General features: G+C 72.1%; 17 protein-coding genes. 9 read left to right on the top strand and 8 right to left on the bottom strand.

Annotation, left to right across the window (positions count from 1 at the left end):
• Positions 1 to 173 precede the first annotated feature (173 nt).
• Positions 174 to 1,082, bottom strand: a complete 909-nt coding sequence (locus tag ACFY2Z_RS01760) for an SDR family oxidoreductase (RefSeq protein ID WP_390742184.1) — start codon at positions 1,080 to 1,082, stop codon at positions 174 to 176.
• 309 nt (positions 1,083 to 1,391) lie between these two features.
• On the bottom strand, positions 1,392 to 2,138 hold the full coding sequence (locus ACFY2Z_RS01755; protein WP_390742421.1) for an SDR family oxidoreductase: 747 nt from the start codon (positions 2,136 to 2,138) through the stop codon (positions 1,392 to 1,394).
• Between the two features lie 158 nt (positions 2,139 to 2,296).
• Here ACFY2Z_RS01755 and ACFY2Z_RS01750 point away from each other — a divergent pair, with 158 nt between their 5' ends.
• The 4 genes from ACFY2Z_RS01750 to ACFY2Z_RS01735 are packed head-to-tail and all read left to right on the top strand — an operon-like array spanning position 2,297 to position 5,813.
• On the top strand, positions 2,297 to 3,040 hold the full coding sequence (locus ACFY2Z_RS01750; protein ID WP_390742183.1) for an enoyl-CoA hydratase family protein: 744 nt from the start codon (positions 2,297 to 2,299) through the stop codon (positions 3,038 to 3,040).
• Positions 3,041 to 4,000 carry a CoA transferase subunit A gene (locus tag ACFY2Z_RS01745; RefSeq protein WP_390742182.1) on the top strand — a complete coding sequence of 320 codons (960 nt, stop codon included), beginning with the start codon at positions 3,041 to 3,043 and terminating at the stop codon, positions 3,998 to 4,000.
• Positions 3,997 to 4,752, top strand: a complete 756-nt coding sequence (locus ACFY2Z_RS01740; protein ID WP_390742181.1) for a CoA-transferase subunit beta — start codon at positions 3,997 to 3,999, stop codon at positions 4,750 to 4,752. The genes ACFY2Z_RS01745 and ACFY2Z_RS01740 overlap by 4 nt, the downstream gene beginning before the upstream one ends.
• Complete coding sequence (locus ACFY2Z_RS01735; RefSeq protein ID WP_390742180.1) at positions 4,752 to 5,813, top strand: NAD(P)H-dependent flavin oxidoreductase; 1,062 nt, start codon at positions 4,752 to 4,754, stop codon at positions 5,811 to 5,813. The genes ACFY2Z_RS01740 and ACFY2Z_RS01735 overlap by 1 nt, the downstream gene beginning before the upstream one ends.
• Positions 5,814 to 5,964: 151 nt before the next feature.
• On the opposite strand, the gene ACFY2Z_RS01730 is transcribed toward ACFY2Z_RS01735, so the two are convergent.
• Genes ACFY2Z_RS01730 through ACFY2Z_RS01720 form a run of 3 tightly spaced genes read right to left on the bottom strand, consistent with a single transcriptional unit; the run spans position 5,965 to position 8,598 of the window.
• Complete coding sequence (locus ACFY2Z_RS01730) at positions 5,965 to 7,122, bottom strand: acetyl-CoA C-acetyltransferase (protein WP_390742179.1); 1,158 nt, start codon at positions 7,120 to 7,122, stop codon at positions 5,965 to 5,967.
• A 37-nt stretch (positions 7,123 to 7,159) separates the two neighbouring features.
• Complete coding sequence (locus ACFY2Z_RS01725; protein WP_390742178.1) at positions 7,160 to 7,771, bottom strand: TetR/AcrR family transcriptional regulator; 612 nt, start codon at positions 7,769 to 7,771, stop codon at positions 7,160 to 7,162.
• Between the two features lie 41 nt (positions 7,772 to 7,812).
• Positions 7,813 to 8,598, bottom strand: coding sequence for an SDR family oxidoreductase (locus tag ACFY2Z_RS01720; RefSeq protein WP_390742177.1), 786 nt, complete (start codon positions 8,596 to 8,598; stop codon positions 7,813 to 7,815).
• A gap of 129 nt (positions 8,599 to 8,727) precedes the next feature.
• On the opposite strand from ACFY2Z_RS01720, the gene ACFY2Z_RS01715 reads away from it, so the two are divergent.
• The 3 genes from ACFY2Z_RS01715 to ACFY2Z_RS01705 all read left to right on the top strand — a co-directional run bounded on the left by ACFY2Z_RS01715 (position 8,728) and on the right by ACFY2Z_RS01705 (position 11,995).
• Positions 8,728 to 9,867 carry an acyl-CoA dehydrogenase family protein gene (locus ACFY2Z_RS01715; protein WP_390742176.1) on the top strand — a complete coding sequence of 380 codons (1,140 nt, stop codon included), beginning with the start codon at positions 8,728 to 8,730 and terminating at the stop codon, positions 9,865 to 9,867.
• A gap of 82 nt (positions 9,868 to 9,949) precedes the next feature.
• Positions 9,950 to 10,906, top strand: a complete 957-nt coding sequence (locus ACFY2Z_RS01710) for an acyl-CoA dehydrogenase family protein (protein ID WP_390742175.1) — start codon at positions 9,950 to 9,952, stop codon at positions 10,904 to 10,906.
• Between the two features lie 177 nt (positions 10,907 to 11,083).
• Positions 11,084 to 11,995, top strand: coding sequence for a rhomboid family intramembrane serine protease (locus ACFY2Z_RS01705; RefSeq protein ID WP_390742174.1), 912 nt, complete (start codon positions 11,084 to 11,086; stop codon positions 11,993 to 11,995).
• Between the two features lie 126 nt (positions 11,996 to 12,121).
• Here the strand turns inward: ACFY2Z_RS01705 and ACFY2Z_RS01700 are convergent, their stop codons facing one another.
• The 3 genes from ACFY2Z_RS01700 to ACFY2Z_RS01690 all read right to left on the bottom strand — a co-directional run bounded on the left by ACFY2Z_RS01700 (position 12,122) and on the right by ACFY2Z_RS01690 (position 19,289).
• The gene (locus ACFY2Z_RS01700; RefSeq protein ID WP_390742173.1) at positions 12,122 to 13,585 is read right to left on the bottom strand and encodes a glutamate synthase subunit beta; all 1,464 of its coding nucleotides are present in this window, start codon (positions 13,583 to 13,585) and stop codon (positions 12,122 to 12,124) included.
• Complete coding sequence (gene gltB / locus ACFY2Z_RS01695; RefSeq protein ID WP_390742420.1) at positions 13,578 to 18,182, bottom strand: glutamate synthase large subunit; 4,605 nt, start codon at positions 18,180 to 18,182, stop codon at positions 13,578 to 13,580. Before gltB ends, ACFY2Z_RS01700 begins: the two co-directional genes overlap by 8 nt.
• 375 nt (positions 18,183 to 18,557) lie before the next feature.
• Entirely contained in the window at positions 18,558 to 19,289 is a 732-nt protein-coding gene (locus tag ACFY2Z_RS01690; protein ID WP_390742172.1) for a VIT1/CCC1 transporter family protein, read from the bottom strand.
• A 270-nt stretch (positions 19,290 to 19,559) separates the two neighbouring features.
• On the opposite strand from ACFY2Z_RS01690, the gene ACFY2Z_RS01685 reads away from it, so the two are divergent.
• Positions 19,560 to 20,888 carry an ADP-ribosylglycohydrolase family protein gene (locus ACFY2Z_RS01685; protein WP_390742171.1) on the top strand — a complete coding sequence of 443 codons (1,329 nt, stop codon included), beginning with the start codon at positions 19,560 to 19,562 and terminating at the stop codon, positions 20,886 to 20,888.
• Positions 20,885 to 22,015: an ADP-ribosylglycohydrolase family protein gene (locus ACFY2Z_RS01680; protein ID WP_390742170.1), complete on the top strand. Its 1,131-nt coding sequence runs from the start codon at positions 20,885 to 20,887 to the stop codon at positions 22,013 to 22,015. Before ACFY2Z_RS01685 ends, ACFY2Z_RS01680 begins: the two co-directional genes overlap by 4 nt.
• Positions 22,016 to 22,019 lie beyond the last annotated feature (4 nt).

The following is a 22,019-nucleotide window of genomic DNA, read 5'->3' as shown; positions in this document are numbered from 1 at the left end:
CGAGGGGTAGCCGCCCCGCCCGAGGGGTAGCCGCTCCGCCCCCCGCTTCCTCCCGTACACCGCCCGGGGCAGTTCTACTCCGCCCCGTACACGACCCCCGGGCAGCTGTACTCCGCCCCGTACACGACCCCCGGGCAGCTGTACTCCGCCCCGTACACGACCCCCGGGCAGCTCTACTCCGCCCCGTACACGACCCCCGGGGGCTCGGCCCGCGCCAGCAGTCTCCGGACCGTCTCCCCTGCCTCGGCCGGTGTGCGGCGTACCCCCGCGTCGGCGGTCGGGCCCGGCCGCCATCCCTCCATCACCGTGATCCGGCCCCCCTCGGCCTCGAAGACCCGGCCCGTGACACCGGAGCACGCGGCGGAGCCGAGCCAGACGACCAGGGGCGAGACGTTCTCCGGGGCCATCACGTCGAAGCCCGCGGCCGGGGCGCTCATCGTCTCGGCGAAGGTGTGCTCGGTCATCCTGGTGCGCGCGGCGGGCGCGAGGGCGTTGACCTGTACGCCGTAGCGTCCGAGTTCTGCCGCCGCGACCAGGGTCAGGGCGACGATCCCCGCCTTGGCGGCGCTGTAGTTGCCCTGCCCGACCGAGCCCAACAGTCCCGCGCCGCTGCTGGTGTTGACGACCCGGGCGAACGGCACACGCCCCGCCTTCGCCTCGGCCCGCCAGTGCGCCGCGGCGTGCCTCAGCGCCAGGAAGTGACCCTTGAGGTGGACGCGCAGTACGGCGTCCCAGTCGTCCTCGTCGAGGTTCACGAGCATTCGGTCCCGCAGGAACCCGGCGTTGTTGACGAGGGTGTCGAGGCGCCCGTACGCCTCCAGCGCGGTCGCCACCAGGGAGGCAGCTCCGGCGCCGGTCGCGATGTCGCCGCCGTGCGCGACCGCCTGGCCGCCCGCCGCGCGGATCTCCTCGACGACCCGCCCGGCCGGGCTGCCGGCACCGGGGGCGCCGTCGAGGCCGACTCCGAGGTCGTTGACGACGACTCTCGCGCCCTCGGCGGCGAACGCGAGGGCATGCGCACGGCCCAGACCACGGCCCGCCCCGGTGACGATCACCACCCGGCCGTCGGCGATACCCGTCACGTCGTACCCCCTTCTTCCCCCGCCGCCCTCGTTCCTTGAGGAGCCGCGGCGAGTGCGAGTGGTTCGTGGTGATGGATCGACTTGTCTCCATGTCGTCGATTCCGTCAATGCCGTCGCAGCCTGCCGTCTCGATCCGCCGTCCCGATCCCCGTCCTGGTCCGCCGTCCCGATCCGCCGTCCTGGTCAGCCGTCTCGATCCGCCGCCCCGATCCCCCGTCCTGGTCAGCCGTCTCGATCCGCCGCCCCGATCCCCCGTCCTGGTCAGCCGTCCCGATCCGCCGCCCCGATCCCCCGTCCTGCTCCACCGTCTCAACCTGTCGGCTCAGATCCCTTGTTGACCGTCGCAGCGTCCAGGAACGCGGGCCGTTCCCCTCCCCCGTGCACGAGCAGGCTCGCGCCGGTGATGTACGCGGCGGCGTCCGAGGCGAGGAAGACGGCGGCCTCGCCGATGTCGGACGGCTCGGCGAGTCGTCCGAGCGGGACGGTCCGGGACACGGCCGCGACACCGTCCTCGTCGCCGTAGTGGAGATGGGACAGCTCGGTGTGGACCATGCCTACGACGAGGGTGTTCACCCGCACCTGCGGCGCCCACTCCACGGCCATGGAGCGGGCCAGGCTCTCCAGGCCCGCCTTTGCCGCGCCGTACGCGGCGGTGCCCGGCGACGGACGGCCCCCGCTCACGCTGCCGACCATGACGATCGATCCCCGCGCACGCTTCAGGTGGGGATATGCGGCGAGGGAGACGGTCAGCGGTGCGACGAGGTTGAGTTCGAGGACCCGGGCATGCCGTTCGGGTCCGGCCTCGGTGAGGAGCCGGTAGGGGGCGCCGCCCGCGTTGTTGACCAGCACGTCGAGGCGGGGCAGCGCGTCGAAGAAGTCCGGTACGGCGGCCGGGTCGCGAACGTCCAGCCGGGCGAACCGGGTTCCCGGCAGGGGGGTTTCGGGTGGCCGGCGGGCGCACACCAGCACATCGGCGCCGGCCGCGACGAACGACCGGGCGACCCCCACACCGACGCCACGCGTGCCGCCGGTGACGACGGCGACCCTGCCACGCAGGCTCGCGCCGACCGCACCGTTCGCACGAGCCGCACCGTCCGTGCCGTCCGTGCCGTCCGTGCCGTCCGAGTTGTCCACAGGGCCTCCCGGCGGGATCCGATGGCTGCTAGCTTCGAGGCACCTAACAAATGTTTGGTGGAAAGGTAGCTGATGCGCCCATGGGTGTCTCCACCTCGTGTCCTGAAAAAGGAGTCGCCGTCGTCACGGTCGACTTCCCACCGGTGAACGCGGTGCCGGTGACCGGCTGGTTCTCCCTGGCCGACGCGGTGCGGTCGGCGGGTCGCGACACGCAGGTCCGCTGTGTCGTGCTGGCCGCGGAGGGGCGCGGTTTCAATGCGGGTGTGGACATCAAGGAGATACGGGCGAAGGGCGGCCCCGCGCTGGTCGGGGCCAACCGCGGATGCTCCGCGGCGTTCGCGGCGGTGTACGAGTGCGAGGTACCGGTCGTGGCGGCCGTGCAGGGGTTCTGCCTGGGCGGCGGGATAGGGCTGGTGGGCAACGCGGACGCCATTGTGGCGAGTGAGGACGCTGTCTTCGGGCTGCCCGAACTGGAGCGCGGTGCGCTGGGGGCGGCCACGCATCTGGCCCGGCTGGTGCCCCCGCATCTGATGCGCACCCTGTACTACACCTCGCGCACGGCGACGGCGGCGGAGCTGCGGGCGCACGGTTCGGTGTGGCGGGTCGTGCCACGGGACGGCCTGCGCGGCGCCGCGCTGGAACTGGCCCGTGAGATCGCCGCCAAGGACGGAGAGCTGCTGCGGCTCGCCAAAGAGGCCATCAACGGCATCGACCCGGTGGACGTGCGCCGCAGCTACCGCTTCGAGCAGGGCTTCACCTTCGAGGCGCAGACCGGCGGCGTCGCCGACCGGATCCGGAACACCTTCGGGAAGGAGGGCACCTAGATGAGGGACAAGACGATGACCGCCGACGAGGTCGTCTCCCGGCTGGAGAGCGGCATGACCCTGGGCATCGGCGGCTGGGGCTCGCGCCGCAAGCCGATGGCCCTGGTGCGGGCGCTGCTGCGCTCCCGGATCACCGATCTCACGGTCGTCTCCTACGGCGGCCCGGACGTCGGCATGCTCGCCGCCGCGGGACGGATCCGCAGACTGGTCGCCGCGTTCGCGACCCTCGACTCGATCCCGCTCGAACCGCACTACCGCGCGGCGCGTGAGGGCGGCGCACTGGAGTTGGTGGAGGTCGACGAGGCGATGTTCATGTGGGGGCTGCGCGCGGCGGCGAACCGGCTGCCGTTCCTGCCGGTGCGGGCGGGCGTCGGCTCGGACGTGCTGCGGGTCAACCCCGGGCTGCGGACGGTCACTTCGCCGTACGGGGCCGGGTGGCCGTTCGGCGGGCAGTGGGGGCACGCCACCGGGGAAGCTGCTGGGCACGCCACCGGGGAGGACGCTGGGCACGCCACCGGCGCGGGGGAGCGGGAGCCGGGCGGCGGCGAGGAGTTCCTCGCCATGCCTGCGCTGCGACTGGATGCCGCCCTGGTCCATGTCAACCGCGCCGACCGGCTGGGCAACGGCCAGTATCTGGGCCCGGACCCGTACTTCGACGACCTGTTCTGCGAAGCGGCCGAGACGGCATATGTCTCGTGCGAGCGGATCGTGGACACGGCGGAGCTGACGAAGGAGGCCGCACCGCAGACCCTGCTGATCAAACGGCACACCGTGACCGGTGTGGTGGAGACCCCCCTCGGCGCACACTTCACGTCCTGCGCGCCCGACCACCAACGGGACGAGGCCTTCCAGCGTCACTACGCGACCACCGCATGGCCCGAGTTCGCGGACCGGTTCCTCACCGGCGACGAGCACGCCTACCAGTCGGCGGTACGGGCCTGGCACCGGGAGCGGTCATGAGCGCGGTCACCCGCGCCGAGTACTGCGTCATCGCCTGTGCCGAGGCCTGGCGCGGTGCGGGCGAGATCCTCGCGAGCCCCATGGGTGCCGTCCCCTCCGTCGGGGCGCGGCTCGCCCGGGGCACCTTCTCGCCGGAGCTGCTGCTCACCGACGGGGAGGCGATGCTCGTGGGTGCCGACGGGACGGTGGAGGGCTGGCTGCCCTACCGTCAGCATCTGGCGCTGGTCACCGGCGGCCGACGCCATGTGATGATGGGCGCCGCCCAGATCGACCGCTTCGGAAACCAGAACATCTCCTGCGTCGGGGACTGGGCGAGGCCTCGGCGACAGCTGCTGGGGATGCGCGGGGCACCGGTCAACACCCTCAACAACCCCACGAGTTACTGGATACCGAGGCATTCCCGCCGGGTGTTCGTGGAGCGGGTCGACCTGGTCTGCGGGGTGGGGTACGACCGCGCGGCCCGCCATCCCGCCACGGCCCGCTTCCATGACATCCGGCGTGTGGTCTCCGATCTCGGCGTCTTCGACTTCGCCACCCCGGACCGCTCGATGCGGCTGGCCTCGCTGCACCCGGGGGTGACGGTGCAGGACGTAAGGGCGGCGACGGAATTCGAGCTGACGGTGCCGGACGAGGTACCGCGCACGCGGGAACCGACGCCCGAGGAACTGCGGTTGATCCGTGAGGTGATCGATCCGGAGCGGATACGGGAGAGAGAGGTCCCGGATCGTGTCGCCGAGGGCGGGGGGCGCTGATGGACACGGCGCTCACCCGGCTGGTCGGGGTGCGGCATCCGGTGGTCCAGACGGGGATGGGCTGGGTGGCGGGGCCACGCCTGGTCTCCGCGACGGCGAACGCGGGGGCGCTGGGAATCCTCGCCTCCGCGACCATGACGGCCGGCCGGCTGCGGGAGGCGATACGGGAGGTGAGGGCGCGGACGGACGCGCCGTTCGGGGTGAATCTGCGCGCGGACGCCGGGGACGCGGGCGACCGGGTGCGGATCCTCATCGAGGAGGGGGTGCGGGTGGCGTCCTTCGCGCTGGCGCCGTCCCGTGAGCTGATCGCCGAGTTGAAGGCGGCGGGGGTGGTTGTGATCCCGTCGGTGGGCGCCCGGCGACATGCGGAGAAGGTGGCCGCCTGGGGTGCGGACGCGGTCGTCGTACAGGGGGGCGAGGGCGGCGGTCACACCGGCGAGGTGGCGACGAGCGTGCTGCTGCCGCAGGTGGTGGACGCCGTGGACATCCCGGTGGTGGCGGCGGGCGGCTTCCACGACGGGCGGGGCCTGGTCGCGGCGCTGGCGTACGGGGCGGCGGGGGTCGCGATGGGCACGCGGTTCCTGCTGACGTCGGACTCGACGGTCCCGGTCGCGGTTAAGGCTCGGTATCTGGCGGCGGCGGTGCAGGACGTCACGGTGACGAGGGCCGTGGACGGTCTGCCGCACCGGATGCTACGCACCCCGCTCGTCGAGTCGCTGGAGCGCGCGGGCCGGGCCCGGGCGCTGGCGCAGGCGGTGCGCCGGGCGGCGGGCTTCCGGAAGCTGTCGGGACTGACCTGGACGGACATGGTCCGCGACGGCCTCGCCCTGAGGCACGGCAGGCATCTGGCTTGGAGTCAGGTCCTGCTGGCCGCGAACGCGCCGATGCTGCTGAAAGCCGCGATGGTGGACGGGCGAACGGACCTGGGAGTGATGGCTTCGGGGCAGGTCGCCGGGGTGATCGACGATCTGCCGTCGTGCGCGGAACTGGTGGACCGGATCATGAGGGAGGCAGAGGCGGTGCTGAAGACCTTGGCACGGGGCGACGACCCCGGCCGCTGACGGCTCGTGCACCGGGGAGGGAGAGGGGATGGGGGTGGGGAAGGGGGCGGGGCGGGGGTTGCCGAGTCAGGCGGACGCGGTGCCTGACCCGCGGGCCCTCACCACCCACCACCCACGGCCCACCACCCACGGCCCACCACCCACCGCCCACTCAGAGGCGTTCGACGATCGTCACGTTGGCCTGGCCTCCGCCCTCGCACATCGTCTGGAGGCCGAAGCGGGCGCCGGTGCGCTCCAGTTCGTGGAGCAAGGTGGTCATCAGTTTGGCGCCGGTGGCGCCCAGGGGGTGGCCGAGGGCGATCGCGCCGCCGTTGACGTTGACCTTCTCCGGGTCGGCTCCGGTCTCCTTGAGCCAGGCCAGGACGACCGGGGCGAAGGCCTCGTTGATCTCGACGAGGTCGATGTCGTCGATCGTGAGTCCGGTCTTCTTCAGGGCGTGCGCGGTCGCCGGGATCGGCGCCGTCAGCATCCGGATCGGGTCCTCCCCGCGCACCGAGAGATGGTGGACCCGGGCGCGCGGGCTCAGTCGGTGTTCTCGTACCGCCCGTTCGGAGGCCAGCAGAAGGGCCGCTGCGCCGTCGGAGACCTGTGAGGAGCAGGCGGCGGTGACGGTACCGCCCTCCAGGACCGGCTTCAGCTCGGCCATCCTCTCCAGGGAGGTGTCCCGGCGGGGCCCCTCGTCGACCGTGACGTCCCCGTAGGCGACGGTCTCCCGGTCGAAGCGGCCCTCGTCGATCGCGCGGACCGCCCTGCGGTGTGAGCGCAGCGCGTACTCCTCCTGGTCACGGCGGCTGATGCCCCATTTCGCGGCGATCAGCTCGGCGCCGTGGAACTGGTTGACGGGCCGGTCGTCGTAGCGGGCCCGCCAGCCCTCGCTGCCCGCGAAGGGCCCCTCGGTGAGTCCCAGCGGTGCGGCCGCCTGGCGGGAGGCGAAGGCGATGGGGATCTGCGACATGTTCTGCACCCCGCCCGCGACGACGAGGTCCTGGGTGCCGGACAGCACCGCCTGCGCCGCGAAGTGCACGGCCTGCTGGGAGGACCCGCACTGCCGGTCGACCGTCACGCCCGGCACCTCCTCGGGCAGCCCGGCCGCGAGCCAGGAGGTCCGGGCGATGTCCCCGGCCTGCGGCCCTACCGTGTCCAGGCAGCCGAAGACGACGTCCTCCACGGCGGCCGGGTCCACGCCGGATCGCGCCATCAGGGCCTTGAGCACATGCGCGCCCAGATCGGCCGGATGGACCCCGCTGAGCCCGCCCCGGCGCCGTCCGACGGGCGTGCGGACCGCTTCGACGACATAGGCCTCGGCCATGGTCAACTCCCTCACAGTGGGCGGGTCTCACCTAGGGCTAGGTGCGTACGGCGATCCCGTCGAGCACCATCGACAGGTACTGCCGGGCGATCTCCTCCGGGCTGTGCTGTCCGCCGGGCCGGTACCAGGACGCGGCGACCCACACGGTGTCGCGCACGAACCGGTAGGTGAGCCGGACGTCGAGGTCGGACCGGAAGGCCCGGGCGGCGACCCCGCGCTCCAGCGTCGACAGCCACGCCTTCTCGAACTTGCGCTGTGACTCGGCGAGGAACGCGAACCGTTCCTGCGCGGCGAGTTGCCGGGACTCCTTCTGGTAGATCGCGACGGCGGCGCGGTGCCGGTCGATCTCCCTGAAGGACTCGGTGACCAGCGCCTCCAGGGTTTCGCGTGGAGCGAGTTCGGAGTCCAGGACGGTGTCGTAGCCGTTCCAGAGTTCGTCGAGGAACGTGCGCAGGATCTCCTCCAGCATCGATTCCTTGGAGTCGAAGTGGTAGTAGAGGCTGCCCGCGAGCATCCCGGCGTGGTCCGCGATCGTGCGAACGGTGGTGGCGTTGTAGCCCTGTTCGGCGAAGACCTCGGCGGCGGTGTCGAGGAGTTCACGGCGGCGCGCGGGCGCGGCGGTCACCTGAGGCTTCTTCTTGGTCGGCACGGGTCCATTGTGATCCCGGGGGTGCTGGTCCATCGCACGACTCAGGCGTGCTGGCTGCTGACGGCGACGACCTCGCCGGTCATGTAGGAGGAATAGCCGGAGGCCAGGAAGACGATCACGTTGGCCACCTCCCATGGCTCCGCATGCCGCCCGAAGGCCTCCCGGGCGGTCAGCTCCCGCAGCAGTCCGGGGGTCGTCACCTTCGTCAGGTGGGGGTGCAGGGCGAGGCTCGGTGAGACGGCGTTGACCCGTACCCCGTACTCGGCGGCCTCGATCGCCGCGCAGCGGGTCAGGGCCATCACCCCCGCCTTCGCGGCGGCGTAGTGCGCCTGTCCGGCCTGGGCGCGCCAGCCGAGCACGGAGGCGTTGTTGACGATCACGCCGCCGCCCGTCTCCCTCATCGATCTGAGGGCCGCCCGGGTGCACCGGAAGGTGCCGTTCAGCGTCACGTCGAGCACGCTCGACCACTGCTCGTCGGTCATGTCGGTGAGCGCGGCGGTGCCGCCGAGGCCGGCGTTGTTGACTACGATGTCGAGCCGGCCGTGCAGCCGGACCGCCGTGTCGAAGAGGGCGCCCACCTGGGTCTCGTCGGTGACGTCGCAGACGACGTGGGCCACCGCCCCGGCGAACTCGTGGCTGAGTGCGGCCGCGTACTCCTTCAGCCGGCGCGCGTGGGCGTCACTGATCAGCACGCGCGCGCCCTCCTCCAGGAACCGCCGCGCGGTCGCGCCTCCGATGCCCGCACCGGCCGCCGCCGTGACGACGGCGGTGCGGCCCTTCAGCAGCCCGTGGCCGGGCACGTACGCCGGACTCTCGACGCCTGTCATAGGCCCACGCTAACCTACCAAACACTTGTTAGGGAACCCGTCCGAGTCCGTCCGAGCACCGCATGAGCCACCCGAGCCGTCCCGAGTCCGCCCGCCCGAACGCGTCTCCGTCTTCGAAGGGTGCCGTCCGTGGATCTCGCCCACTCGCCCGCCGACGAGGCCTTCCGCGCCGAGGCCCGGTCCTGGCTGGCCGCGCATGTGCCGTCGGTGCCGCTGCCCTCCCTGGAGACCGCCGAGGGATTCGCGGCCCACCGTGCCTGGGAGGCCGAACTCGCCCAGGATCGCTGGTCGGTGGTGTCCTGGCCGGCCCGGTTCGGTGGACGGGACGCGGGGCTGGTGCGGTGGCTGATCTTCGAGGAGGAGTACTACGCGGCGGGCGCCCCGGGCCGAGTCGGCCAGAACGGCATCGGCCTGCTGGCGCCGACCCTGTTCGAGCACGGAACCGAGGAGCAGCGCGCCCGCGTGCTACCGCCGATGGCCGCCGGTGAGGTGGTCTGGGCGCAGGCGTGGTCGGAGCCCGACGCCGGCTCCGATCTGGCCGCGCTGCGGTCCCGGGCCGTGCGCACCCGAGGTGGCTGGCTGCTCAGAGGCCAGAAGACCTGGTCGTCGCGGGCGGCCTTCGCGGACCGCGCGTTCGGGCTGTTCCGCAGCGATCCGGACGCCCCGAAACCCCATCAGGGCCTGACGTACCTCATGTTCGACCTGCGTGCCCGCGGGGTGACGGTCCGTCCGATCGGCCGTCTCGACGGCAAGGCCGCCTTCGCCGAACTCTTCCTGGACGACGTGTTCGTGCCCGACGAGGACGTGATCGGTGAGCCGGGCCAGGGCTGGCGGATCGCCATGTCGACGGCGGCCGACGAGCGCGGGCTGACCCTCCGCTCCCCCGGCCGCTATCTGGCCGCCGCCGACCGGCTGTTCGGGCTCTGGCGGGCCCATGGCAGCCCGCCGTCGATGAGCGACCGGGTGGCCGACGCCCTGATCGGCGCCCGTGCCTACCAGTTGTTCGCCCATGCGGCGGCCACCCGCTTTCTGGAGGGCTCGCCGATCGGCCCGGAGGCCAGTCTGAACAAGGTGTTCTGGTCCGAGTACGACATCGCGCTGCACGAGACCGCGCTCGATCTCCTGGGCGAGGAGGGCGAGCCGGCGGACACGCACTGGTCGCAGGGGTACGTCTTCGCCCTGGCGGGCCCTCTCTACGCGGGCACGAACGAGATCCAGCGCGACATCATCGCCGAGCGGCTGCTCGGCCTGCCGAAGGGCCGACGCTGATGCGTTTCTACGCGGGCACGAACGAGATCCAGCGCGACGTCATCGCCGAGCGGCTGCTCGGCCTGCCGAAGGGCCGACGCTGATGCGTTTCCTGCTCACCGATGAACAGCGCGCGTTCGCGGGGTCGTTGGACGCCCTGCTGACCGCCGCCGGCACCCCGTCGGTCGCCCGGGCCTGGGGCGCGGGCGAGCACACGGCCGGGCGGGCGCTGTGGTCGCGGTTGGCCGAGGCCGGTGTGTTCGCACCGGCGGTCCCGGAGACGTACGAGGGATTGGGGCCGCTCCCGGTGGAACTGGCCGTGGCCTTCGTGGAACTGGGGCGCCACGCGGTGCCGGGCCCGGTGGTGGAGACGGTGCTCGCGGCGGCCCTGCTGGCCGGGGCGCCCGAGCATGCCGCGCGGCTGCTGCCGTCGCTGGTCTCCGGCGAGGTCATGGTCACGGTGGGCGGCGCGTATGCGCTGGACGGGGACGTGGCGGAGGTCGTCCTGGTCCTCGCGGACGGGCAGGTGCGGCTGGCGCCCGGCTGCCGTCCCGAGGTACGGCAGTCGCTGGATCCCGCCCGTCGGCTGGCCGTCCCGCTGCCCGGCGGGGAGCTGTTGTGCTCCGCCGTTCCCCCGAGTGCGCTCGACTGGGCGCGTCTGGCCACGGCGGCACAGGCCCTGGGGGTGGGTCTGGCCCTTCTCGACCGGACGGTCGGGTATGTGCGGCAGCGGGTCCAGTTCGGTGTGCCGGTCGGCTCGTTCCAGGCGGTCAAGCATCGGCTGGCCGACGCCGCGATCGCCCTGGAGTTCGCGCGGCCGCTGCTCTTCGGGGCCGCGCTGTCGATGGTTCCGGCGGACATAGCCGCCGCCAAGGTCGCGGCGTGCGAGGCGGCGTACGCGACCGCCCGGACGGCGCTCCAGTTGCACGGGGCGATCGGCTACACCGCCGAGTACGACCTGTCCTTGTGGCTGACGAAGGCCCGAGTGCTGCGGGGGGTGTGGGGGACGCCGGCGGAGTGCCGGGCCGCCGTCCTCAGCGGGCGGCGTCCCGGCCCGTGAGACGGCTTCCGTCGCACTGTCACGGCCCGGGTTCCCGCGTCTGAACTGCGGTGGCGGGAGTGCCTGCGTCATGCCATCCCTCCCCCTCGCCGATCACCGTTCCGATGAGTTCGCTATTTTGTTCGCCGCCGACCCCACCGGCTCATCTTCATCCATCCCCCGACCGAGGAGCCGGCCGTGGAGCCCGAGTCCACCGTCACCACCTGCTACCGCCATCCCAAGGTGGAGTCCCACGTCCGCTGCACCCGCTGCGACCGCTACATCTGCCCGGACTGCATGCGCGAGGCGGCCGTCGGCCACCAGTGCGTGGAGTGCGTCAAGGAGGGTGCGCGGTCGATCCGTCAGGCGCGCACGGCGTTCGGCGGCCGGATCACCACGGCGCCCGTGGTGACGTATGTGCTGATCGGCCTCAATGTGCTCGCCTACCTCGGCGAGTTGGTGCGCCCGGCGATCGTGGACCGGTTCGCGATGCTGGGCGCCGGTCTGCGGGGCCCGGACGGCGGCCACTACCTGTGGCAGTACCCGTACCCGTCGGAGCTGCATGCGGAGGGTGTGGTCGGCGGACAGTGGGAGCGACTGCTGACCGGTGCGTTTCTGCATCTGCCGCCCACCCAGGGCACGTTCGGCATTCTGCACATCGTGATGAACATGGTGTCGCTGTGGAACGTCGGCCGGGTGGTGGAGGCGCAGCTGGGCCGCGTCCGTTACATCACGCTCTATCTGCTGTCGGCTCTCGGCGGCTCGGTACTCGTCCTGCTGATCGCGCCCGGCGACCCCACGATCGGCGCGTCCGGCGCGATCTTCGGTCTGGGCGCCGCCTACTACGTGATGGCCCGCCGTCTCGGCGCCGACATGAGCACCGTCAACCGCTATATGACGGGTCTGCTGCTGTGGCTGCTGATCTCGGCGGGGCTGACCTCCTGGCAGGGGCACCTCGGCGGACTGCTGGCGGGCGGGGTGGTGACCCTCGTGTACGCGTACGTCCCGCGCGGCCCGCGTCGCGGCCTGATCCAGGCCGCTGCCTGTGCGGGACTGCTGGTGTTGCTGGTGCTGCTGACGGTCGGCAAGGTCACCGGACTGACGAGCTGAGCGGTTCGGCACGAGCGACGGCGCCTGTCCCATGGTCCGGTCGGGGACTGGGGCAGGCGCCGCCTGTGTTCCGTACGCCTTTGTACGGGACGTGTATGCGTGACCGTCAGGTCACGTCCGCGGGGCTCAGACCGTCAGGGAGCGGTCCGTCGGGCGGATGGGGGCCGGCAGGTCGCTGGCGCCGGTGAGGTAGCGGTCGACACCCCGGGCGGCCGAGCGGCCCTCGGCGATCGCCCACACGATCAGGGACTGGCCGCGGCCGGCGTCACCCGCCACGAACACACCCGGAACGTTGGTCTGGAAGTCGGCGTCACGGGCGATGTTACCGCGCTGGTCCAGCTCCAGGCCGAACTGCTCGACCAGCCCGTTCTGCTGGTCGGTGCCGGTGAAGCCCATGGCGAGGGTGACCAGCTGCGCGGGGATCTTCCGCTCGGTGCCCGGCTTCTGGGTCAGCTTGCCGTCCACGAACTCGACCTCGGCGAGGTGCAGCCACTGCACATTGCCGTCCTCGTCGCCCTCGAAGTGGGTCGTGGAGGCCGAGTAGATGCGCTCGCCGCCCTCCTCATGGGCCGAGGTGACCTTGTAGAGGATCGGGAAGGTGGGCCAGGGCTGGCTGACCGGGTGCCGCTCGTCGTTCGGGCGGGGCATGATCTCCAGCTGGGTGACGGAGGCCGCGCCCTGGCGGTGGGCCGTGCCCACACAGTCCGCGCCCGTGTCACCGCCGCCGATCACGACCACGTGCTTGCCCTCGGCCGAGATCGGCGAGGTGACGTAGTCGCCCTCCTGCACCTTGTTGGACAGGGGCAGGTACTCCATGGCCTGGTAGACGCCCTTGAGCTCACGGCCGGGGGCCGGGAGGTCGCGTGCGGTCGTCGCGCCCGCGGCGATCACCACGGCGTCGTACCGCTTGCGCAGGTCCGTCGCCGTGAGGTCGCGGCCGATCTCGACGCCGGTACGGAAGCGGGTGCCCTCCGCGCGCATCTGCTCGATACGGCGGTTGATGTGCCGCTTCTCCATCTTGAACTCGGGGATGCCGTAGCGCAGGAGGCCGCCGACGCGGTCCGCGCGCTCGTACACCGCGACCGTGTGACCGGCCCGCGTCAGCTGCTGGGCGGCGGCCAGACCCGCCGGGCCCGAGCCGACGACCGCGACCGTCTTGCCGGACAGGCGCTCGGGGGCCTGCGGCCTGACGCTGCCGCTGTCCCACGCCTTGTCGATGATCGAGACCTCGACGTTCTTGATGGTGACCGGCGACTGGTTGATGCCGAGCACACACGCCGACTCGCACGGGGCGGGGCACAGCCGCCCCGTGAACTCCGGGAAGTTGTTCGTGGCGTGCAGCCGTTCCGAGGCCTCGGTCCAGTCCTCGCGGTAGGCGTAGTCGTTCCACTCCGGGATCAGGTTCCCGAGCGGACAGCCGTTGTGGCAGAACGGGATGCCGCAGTCCATGCACCGGCTGGCCTGCTTGCTGATGATGGGCAGCAGCGAGCCGGGGACGTAGACCTCGTTCCAGTCCTTGACGCGCTCGCCCACCGGGCGGGACGTGGCGACCTCGCGGCCGTGCGTCAGGAAGCCCTTGGGATCAGCCATTGGTCGCCGCCTCCATCATCTTCTCGGTGATCTCGGTCTCGGTGAGACCGGCTCGCTCGGCGGCGTCCTTGGCGGCGAGCACTGCCTTGTAGGTGCTGGGGATGATCTTGCTGAAGCGGTTCGCGGCCGTCTCCCAGTCGGCGAGCAGCTTCTCGGCGACCGTGGAGCCGGTCTCCTCGGCGTGGCGGCGCACCACGTCGTGCAGCCACTGCCGGTCGGTGTCGTCCAGGGCCTCGACGGAGCCCTGGTTTCCGGCGTTGACGTTGTCCCGGTCCAGGTCGATGACGTAGGCGATGCCGCCCGACATGCCGGCCGCGAAGTTGCGGCCCGTCTCGCCGAGCACGACCGCGTGGCCACCGGTCATGTACTCGCAGCCGTGGTCGCCCACGCCCTCGGACACCACCAGCGCGCCGGAGTTGCGGACGCAGAACCGCTCGCCGGTACGGCCGCGCAGGAACATCTCGCCGCCGGTCGCGCCGTAGGCGAGGGTGTTGCCCGCGATGGTGGAGTACTCGGCGAGGTGCTCGGCCGCGCGGTCCGGGCGTACGACGACCCGGCCGCCGGACAGGCCCTTGCCGACGTAGTCGTTGGCGTCGCCCTCCAGACGCAGGGTGATGCCGCGCGGCAGGAAGGCGCCGAAGGACTGGCCCGCGGAACCCGTGAAGGTGATGTCGATCGTGTCGTCGGGCAGGCCCGCGCCGCCGAACTTCTTCGTCACCTCGTGGCCGAGCATGGTGCCGACCGTGCGGTTGATGTTGCGGATCGCGACCTGGGCGCGCACCGGCTGGGCCTCGGCCTGGGAGTTCGCGGCCAGGGCGTCGGCGGCGAGCTTGATCAGCTCGTTGTCGAGCGCCTTCTCCAGACCGTGGTCCTGGGCGACGACCTGGTGGCGCACCGCGCCCTCGGGCAGCTCGGGCACGTGGAACAGCGGCTCCAGCTCCAGGCCCTGCGCCTTCCAGTGGTCGACCGCCCGGGTCACGTCGAGGGCCTCGGCGTGGCCGACGGCCTCTTCGATGGAGCGGAAGCCCAGCTCGGCGAGCAGCTCGCGGACCTCCTCAGCGATGAACTGGAAGAAGTTCACGATGTACTCGGCCTTGCCCGCGAAGCGCTCGCGCAGCACCGGGTTCTGGGTGGCGATGCCGACCGGGCAGGTGTCCAGGTGGCAGACGCGCATCATGATGCAGCCGGAGACGACGAGCGGCGCGGTCGCGAAACCGAACTCCTCGGCGCCGAGCAGCGCGGCGATGACGACGTCGCGGCCGGTCTTGAGCTGGCCGTCGGTCTGCACCACGATGCGGTCGCGCAGGCCGTTGAGCAGCAGCGTCTGCTGGGTCTCGGCGAGGCCGAGCTCCCAGGGACCGCCGGCGTGCTTGAGGGAGGTGAGCGGGGAGGCACCCGTGCCGCCGTCGTGGCCGGAGATCAGGACGACGTCCGCGTGCGCCTTCGACACACCCGCCGCGACCGTGCCGACGCCGACCTCCGAGACCAGCTTCACGTGGATCCGCGCCTGCGGGTTCGCGTTCTTCAGGTCGTGGATCAGCTGGGCCAGATCCTCGATGGAGTAGATGTCGTGGTGCGGCGGCGGGGAGATCAGGCCGACGCCCGGGGTCGAGTGCCGGGTCTTGGCGACCCAGGGGTAGACCTTGTGGCCGGGCAGCTGGCCGCCCTCGCCGGGCTTGGCGCCCTGGGCCATCTTGATCTGGATGTCGTCCGCGTTGACCAGGTACTCGGAGGTCACGCCGAAGCGGCCGGAGGCCACCTGCTTGATCGCCGAGCGGCGGGCCGGGTCGTACAGGCGCTCGGGGTCCTCGCCGCCCTCACCGGTGTTGGACTTGGCGCCCAGCCGGTTCATGGCGATGGCGAGGGTCTCGTGCGCCTCCTGGGAGATGGAGCCGTACGACATGGCGCCCGTGGAGAAGCGCTTGACGATCTCGGAGACCGGCTCGACCTCGTCGACGGGGATCGGCTGCCGGCCGGACCGGAAGCCGAACAGGCCGCGCAGCGTCATCAGGCGCTCGGACTGCTCGTTCACCCGGTCCGTGTACTGCTTGAAGATGTCGTAGCGGCCGGTGCGCGTGGAGTGCTGGAGGCGGAAGACCGTCTCGGGGTCGAACAGGTGCGGCTCGCCCTCGCGGCGCCACTGGTACTCGCCACCGATCTCCAGCGCGCGGTGCGCGGGAGCGATGCCGGAGGCCGGGTAGGCCTTGGCGTGGCGGGCGGCGACCTCCTGGGCGATGACGTCGATGCCGACGCCGCCGATCTTGGTGGCCGTGCCGTTGAAGTACTCGTCGACGAAGGCCTCGTCCAGGCCGACGCCCTCGAAGACCTGCGCGCCCCGGTAGGAGGCGACGGTCGAGATGCCCATCTTGGACATGACCTTCAGGACGCCCTTGCCGAGGGCGTGGATCAGGTTGCGGATGGCCTTCTCGGGCTCGATGCCCGGCAGGAACGTCCCGGCCCGGACCAGGTCCTCGACGGACTCCATCGCCAGGTAGGGGTTGACCGCCGCGGCGCCGTAGCCGATGAGCAGGGCGACATGGTGGACCTCGCGGACGTCGCCGGCCTCGACCAGCAGGCCCACGTGGGTGCGCTGCTTGGTGCGAATGAGGTGGTGGTGGACGGCCGCGGTGAGCAGCAGCGAGGGGATCGGCGCGTGCTCGGCGTCCGAGTGCCGGTCGGAGAGCACGATCAGCCGGGCGCCGTTGTCGATGGCCGCGTCGGCCTCGGCGCAGATCTCCGCCAGGCGTGCGGCGAGCGCGTCACCGCCACCGGAGACCCGGAACAGGCCGGAGAGGGTCGCGGCCTTCATGCCGGGCATGTCGCCGTCGGCGTTGATGTGGATGAGCTTGGCCAGCTCGTCGTTGTCGATCACCGGGAAGGGCAGCACGACGCTGCGGCAGGAGGCCGCGGTCGGCTCCAGCAGATTGCCCTGCGGACCCAGCGACGAGCGCAGCGAGGTGACCAGCTCCTCGCGGATCGCGTCCAGCGGCGGGTTGGTGACCTGCGCGAACAGCTGGGTGAAGTAGTCGAAGAGCAGACGCGGACGCCCGGAGAGCGCGGCGATCGGCGAGTCGGTGCCCATGGAGCCGATCGGCTCGGCGCCGGTCCTGGCCATCGGCGCCAGGATGACGCGCAGCTCCTCCTCGGTGTAGCCGAAGGTCTGCTGGCGGCGGGTGACCGAGGCGTGGGTGTGCACGATGTGCTCGCGCTCGGGCAGGTCGCCCAGCTCGATCTCGCCGGCCTCCACCCATTCCTGGTAAGGCTGTGCGGCGGCGAGGGTCGCCTTGATCTCGTCGTCCTCGATGATGCGGCCCTCGGCGGTGTCGACGAGGAACATCCGGCCCGGCTGCAGCCGGCCCTTGCGGACCACCTTGGCGGGGTCGATGTCGAGAACGCCGACCTCGGAGCCGAGGACGACGAGGCCGTCGTCGGTGACCCAGTAGCGGCCGGGGCGCAGACCGTTGCGGTCGAGCACGGCGCCGACCTGGGTGCCGTCGGTGAAGGTGACGCAGGCGGGTCCGTCCCAGGGCTCCATCATCGTGGAGTGGTACTGGTAGAACGCGCGCCGGGCCGCGTCCTTGGAGTTCATGGATTCGTGGTTCTCCCACGCCTCCGGGATCATCATCAGCACGGAGTGCGGCAGGGAGCGGCCGCCGAGGTGCAGGAGTTCGAGCACCTCGTCGAAGGAGGCGGAGTCGGAAGCGTCCGGCGTGCAGATCGGGAAGATCCGCTCCAGGTTCTCCTGGGCGCCGAACAGGTCGGAGACGAGCTGCGACTCGCGGGCGCGCATCCAGTTGCGGTTGCCCTTGACCGTGTTGATCTCGCCGTTGTGGGCGACGAAGCGGTACGGGTGGGCGAGCGGCCAGCTCGGGAAGGTGTTGGTGGAGAAGCGCGAGTGGACCAGCGCGACGGCCGTGGCGAAGCGGCGGTCGGACAGGTCCGGGAAGAAGGGCTCCAGCTGGCCGGTGGTCAGCATGCCCTTGTAGACGATCGTGCGCGCGGACAGCGACGGGAAGTACACGCCGGCCTCACGCTCGGCGCGCTTGCGCACCACGAACGCCTTGCGGTCGAGGTCGATGCCCTGGCTCGTGCCGTCCGTGACGAACAGCTGACGGAAGACGGGCATGGTGGAGCGGGCCGTGGCGCCCAGCAGCTCGGGGGCGACCGGGACCTCACGCCAGCCGAGGACGGTGAGGTCCTCGTCCGCGGCGATCGTCTCGATCTGTGAGACGGCCTCGGCGGTCGTCGCCTCGGGCAGGAAGGCGATACCGACGGCGTAGCCGCCCGCCTCGGGCAGTTCGAAACCGGCCACCTCACGGAAGAAGGCGTCGGGCACCTGGGAGAGGATGCCGGCACCGTCACCGGAGTCGGGCTCGGAGCCGGTGGCGCCGCGGTGCTCCAGGTTGCGCAGAACCGTGAGCGCCTGTTCGACCAGCACATGGCTCGCCTCACCGGTGAGGGTCGCCACGAAGCCGACGCCACAGGCGTCGTGCTCATTGCGGGGGTCGTACATACCCTGCGCAGCAGGGCGAGCATCCATGAACGACCAGTTCTGGCCATTCGCGGAGTGCTGGGACGGCTGGCGCGGCGTACGCATCGGCTCTCCCGTCGTCGTCATGTGGCATGTGCAGTGCCGAGGGACGACGTTGGCCCTCTGCGTCAGGTGCAAAATTTCGTGCAGGTTACATGATGAGGTCGTTCTCGGGAAGCGGGATAGGCCGTTTCACCATGCGGACATCGGCGGGGCGCGGGGCGGGTTGGGTTTCCCACGCACGGCGATGGAGTCAGGGGGCGCAGGCGGACAGATCGATGTCCGTCGGGCCAGGGGGCGGGGCGGGTGTCGTCACCCGCCGCAAAGGTGCGGCGCAGGCGTCATTGCCCGCGGCGCTTACGGCTCATGCCCGGTGGTCAGGCGGTCGAAACCGTCGAGTAACAACTACTTGTACGGTCCCTCGCACAAGAGTTGTGCTCTCTATCCTACGGCGGTACCGAACAGGGTACCCAGGGCGTACGTCACACCGGCCGCCGCGCCGCCGAGGGCGAGCTGCCGCAGCCCGCTGTACCACCAGGACCTTGCCGTCACCTTGGCCACGACCGCACCGCAGCCGAAGAGCCCGAGCAGGGCGAGCAGCACCGCCGGCCACAGGGTGTGGGCGCCGAGCAGAAACGGCAGGACGGGCAGCAGGGCGCCGAGGGCGAAGGAGCCGAAGCTGGAGACGGCGGCCACCAGCGGGGAGGGGAGGTCGCCCGGGTCGACACCGAGTTCCTCGCGCGCGTGTATCTCCAGGGCCTGCTCCGGGTCGCGGGAGAGCTGACGGGCGACCTCGCGGGCGAGTTCGGGCTCGACCCCGCGGGCCTCGTACAGCGCCGCGAGCTCCTCTTCCTCGTCCTCCGGGTGCTTGCGCAGTTCGCGGCGCTCGACGTCCAGCTCGGCCTCGACCAGCTCGCGCTGCGAGGCGACGGAGGTGTACTCGCCCGCGGCCATGGAGAAGGCCCCGGCGGCCAGGCCCGCGAGACCTGTGATGATGATGGTCTGCTGGCCGACGGACCCGCCGGCGACACCGGTCATCAGGGCCAGGTTGGACACCAGTCCGTCCATCGCGCCGAAGACGGCGGGACGCAGCCAGCCGCCGTTCACATCGCGGTGGGTGTGGTTGTCCCGGTGCGCCTCGTGCAGGGTCGCCTCGGTCTCGATGATGGCCATGCCCGGTCCCCCAGGTGTGCTTGCTTGGACTGTTTCCACTTTTCGACAACACACAAAGTACGTCGTATATTGCCCGGCCGCCAGCAAGGAAAGGCTGGGCTAACCTGCACTTTTGGCGGCGAGCGCTCATCCGTGATTACCCCTGCACAGATGTCGGAAGGGTGATGCTGAGGCCCGCGAGGCTCGGCGGGACGGCTCCGGTGGCACAGATCCGCAAAGCGGTTCCGTGGCCGGGACCGGGGAGGGGCGCCCTGAGAGGAGAGGCTCCGTATGGCATCCACCGCCTGCACTCCCCCGGCCCCGGCCCCCGGGGACGCCTGCGGCCTGCGGGAACGGGCCCGCGGCGCGCTGCTCGGCCTCGCCGTCGGGGACGCGCTCGGCGCGCCCGCCGAGAACATGCGACCGTCCGAGATCCGTGCCCGCTGGGGCCGCATCACGGGGTACGTCGTCGAGCAGCCCTCCGGCACGGACGACACCGAGTACGCGATCTTCTCGGGGCTGCTGCTGGCCCGGTACGGCTCGGCGCTCACCGTGGCGCAGGTGGAGGCGGCCTGGCACCGGTGGATCGCGGACCGGGACGAGGGCCCGTTCCGCGGGGCGGGTTTCAGTGAGCGGGGCACGCTGGAGAACCTCCGCCGGGGCCTTGCGGCGCCCATCTCCGCGCAGCACCGGCACGCCTGGAGCGACGGCCTGGCCATGCGGGCGGCCCCCTTCGGCGTCTTCGCGGCGGGACGCCCCGTGGAGGCGGCCCGGCTGGTGGCCGTCGACGGCTCGGTGAGCCACGAGGGCGAGGGCATCTACGGCGGCCAGGCGGTCGCCGCCGGGGTGGCGGCGGCGATGGCGGGCGCGCCGACGACCGCCGTGGTGGCGGCTGCCCTCGCGGTCGTCCCCGACGACTCGTGGACCGCCCGCTCCCTGCGCCGCGCGGTGACGGCGGCGCGCCGGGGCGCCCGCGCGGTCCGCTCCGCGGTGGTGATCGGCGGCTATCCCTGGACGGACCTCGCGCCCGAGGCGGTGGCCCTCGCCTTCGGCGCGTACGCGGCGGCGGACGGCGACTTCGAGGAGTCGGTGCTCACCGCGGTGAACATGGGCCGCGACGCCGACACCACGGCCGCGGTCGCGGGCGCGCTGGCCGGTGCGGCCTGCGGAGTGTCGGCGATCCCGGCCGCCTGGGCGACGGCGATCGGGCCGGTCCGCGGGCGGTGCCTGCCGTCCGTGGCGGGTCACCATGTGCTCGATGTGGCGGACCTGCTGACGCCTCAGGACGGTGGGGCAGGGGTGACAGCGGCGACAGGGGCGACACCGGCGGCGCGGAGCGCCACCGCTCAGGAGCGACCGGGCCGGCCTGCGTACGGCGTCGACACGGTTGCGCTCGGAGACGGCAGGGAGCCGTCGCTCGCCATCGGCAGCGCGCCCAACGACAGCGAAGACGGCGAGGACCCCGTGCCGCTCGCCGCCCCCGGCGCACCCACGACCACCCGCGGCCCGGTGCCCCGCAACGGCCCCCCGATCCAGGACGCCCGGGCGCAGCCCGATCCCGCGGCCTGTGCGGAGGCGGCGTACGTGGGCGCGGCGGACGAGGACGAGGCGGAGTCATGAGCGCGGCCACCGGTCCCCGCCGGGTCGAGGGGCTGCTGCTCGGGCTCGCCGCGGGCGACGCCGCCGGATGGCCGGCCGCCCGGCACCGGGCCGCCCGGATGCCCGAGTGGACCCGTCGGCTCACCCGGGAGCTGGACACCTTCGCCGAGCAGAACGCGACCACCACCCTGCCCGTGCCGATCGCGCTCAACCAGCCCCCGGAGCCGCTGCGGCTGGGCCCGTCGGACGACGCCGAGTGGGCGGCGTTCGCGGCGGAGGCCGTGCTGCGGGCCGGGGACGGCAGCGCGCTCGGCGACGTCGGCCGGCAGCGCAGGATGCGCGCGGCCATCGATCTGTCCTGGAACGCGGTCGCCGCCGAGGTCGCCGCCGCGGCCGACCGCGCGCCCGAGGTCGAGTCGGCGGTTCCGCCGCTGCGCGCCCGGATCTCCGTGCGCGCGGGACTCGGCAATCTCGCCACCGGTCTGCGCCCGCCCGCCACCGGCCACGACAACCCGCACTACTTCGACGACGCGGCCTGTGTACGGGCCTGTGTGCTGGCCGTGGCGCACCCCGGGGATCCCCGACTCGCCGCGGAACTGGCCGAGTTCGACGCCCGCTACACCCAGGACGGCGACGGGGTGCACGGGGCGCGTGCCATGGCCGCGGCCCTCTCGCTCGCCCTGTGCGGGGAGGGGGTCGAGGCCTGCGTGGCGGCCGCCCTGGGCGAGCTTCCGGAGTCCACCGAGATCGGCCGCAACGCCCGGCACGCGCTGACGCTGGCCCGGGACGGCGACCCCGCCTTCTCCGTCGTACCGCTGCTGGAGCACCAGATCGTCGACCACGTCTACAGCTACGGCGTCGCGGCCGCGGAGACCGTCCCGGTCGCGCTCGCCCTGGCGACGGCGGCCCGCGGCCGGATCGTCGAGGCCGTACCCGCCGCCGCGTGTCTGTCGCGGGTCGCCGACTCCGCCCCGGCCCTGGCCGGCGCGCTGACCGGGGCGATCGGCGGCGGCGCGGCGATCCCGCCCGCCTGGCGGGACGCCTGCCGCATCCTGTCCGGCTGCGCGCTCCCCCGGCTGACCGGTACCGACCTCGTACACCTCGCCGAACTCCTGGAGGCGACGGAACTGATCGCTCCAGGTGGATGATTCG

Source organism: Streptomyces sp. NPDC001222 (assembly GCF_042896945.1).
In the GTDB taxonomy this organism is placed as follows: domain Bacteria; phylum Actinomycetota; class Actinomycetes; order Streptomycetales; family Streptomycetaceae; genus Streptomyces; species Streptomyces gibsoniae.
The sequence above is the reverse complement of the archived record's forward strand: the minus strand, read 5'-3'. Positions and strand labels throughout refer to the sequence as shown.

Excerpts from the sequence above, each read along its gene's own strand:
- ACFY2Z_RS01750 (WP_390742183.1), top strand. The coding sequence starts at position 2,297 with ATGGGTGTCTCCACCTCGTGTCCTGAAAAAGGAGTCGCCGTCGTCACG.
- ACFY2Z_RS01745 (WP_390742182.1), top strand. The coding sequence starts at position 3,041 with ATGAGGGACAAGACGATGACCGCCGACGAGGTCGTCTCCCGGCTGGAG.
- ACFY2Z_RS01740 (WP_390742181.1), top strand. The coding sequence starts at position 3,997 with ATGAGCGCGGTCACCCGCGCCGAGTACTGCGTCATCGCCTGTGCCGAG.
- ACFY2Z_RS01735 (WP_390742180.1), top strand. The coding sequence starts at position 4,752 with ATGGACACGGCGCTCACCCGGCTGGTCGGGGTGCGGCATCCGGTGGTC.
- ACFY2Z_RS01730 (WP_390742179.1), bottom strand. The coding sequence starts at position 7,122 with ATGGCCGAGGCCTATGTCGTCGAAGCGGTCCGCACGCCCGTCGGACGG.
- ACFY2Z_RS01720 (WP_390742177.1), bottom strand. The coding sequence starts at position 8,598 with ATGACAGGCGTCGAGAGTCCGGCGTACGTGCCCGGCCACGGGCTGCTG.
- ACFY2Z_RS01710 (WP_390742175.1), top strand. The coding sequence starts at position 9,950 with ATGCGTTTCCTGCTCACCGATGAACAGCGCGCGTTCGCGGGGTCGTTG.
- ACFY2Z_RS01700 (WP_390742173.1), bottom strand. The coding sequence starts at position 13,585 with ATGGCTGATCCCAAGGGCTTCCTGACGCACGGCCGCGAGGTCGCCACG.
- gltB (WP_390742420.1), bottom strand. The coding sequence starts at position 18,182 with ATGCGTACGCCGCGCCAGCCGTCCCAGCACTCCGCGAATGGCCAGAAC.
- ACFY2Z_RS01690 (WP_390742172.1), bottom strand. The coding sequence starts at position 19,289 with ATGGCCATCATCGAGACCGAGGCGACCCTGCACGAGGCGCACCGGGAC.
- ACFY2Z_RS01685 (WP_390742171.1), top strand. The coding sequence starts at position 19,560 with ATGGCATCCACCGCCTGCACTCCCCCGGCCCCGGCCCCCGGGGACGCC.
- ACFY2Z_RS01680 (WP_390742170.1), top strand. The coding sequence starts at position 20,885 with ATGAGCGCGGCCACCGGTCCCCGCCGGGTCGAGGGGCTGCTGCTCGGG.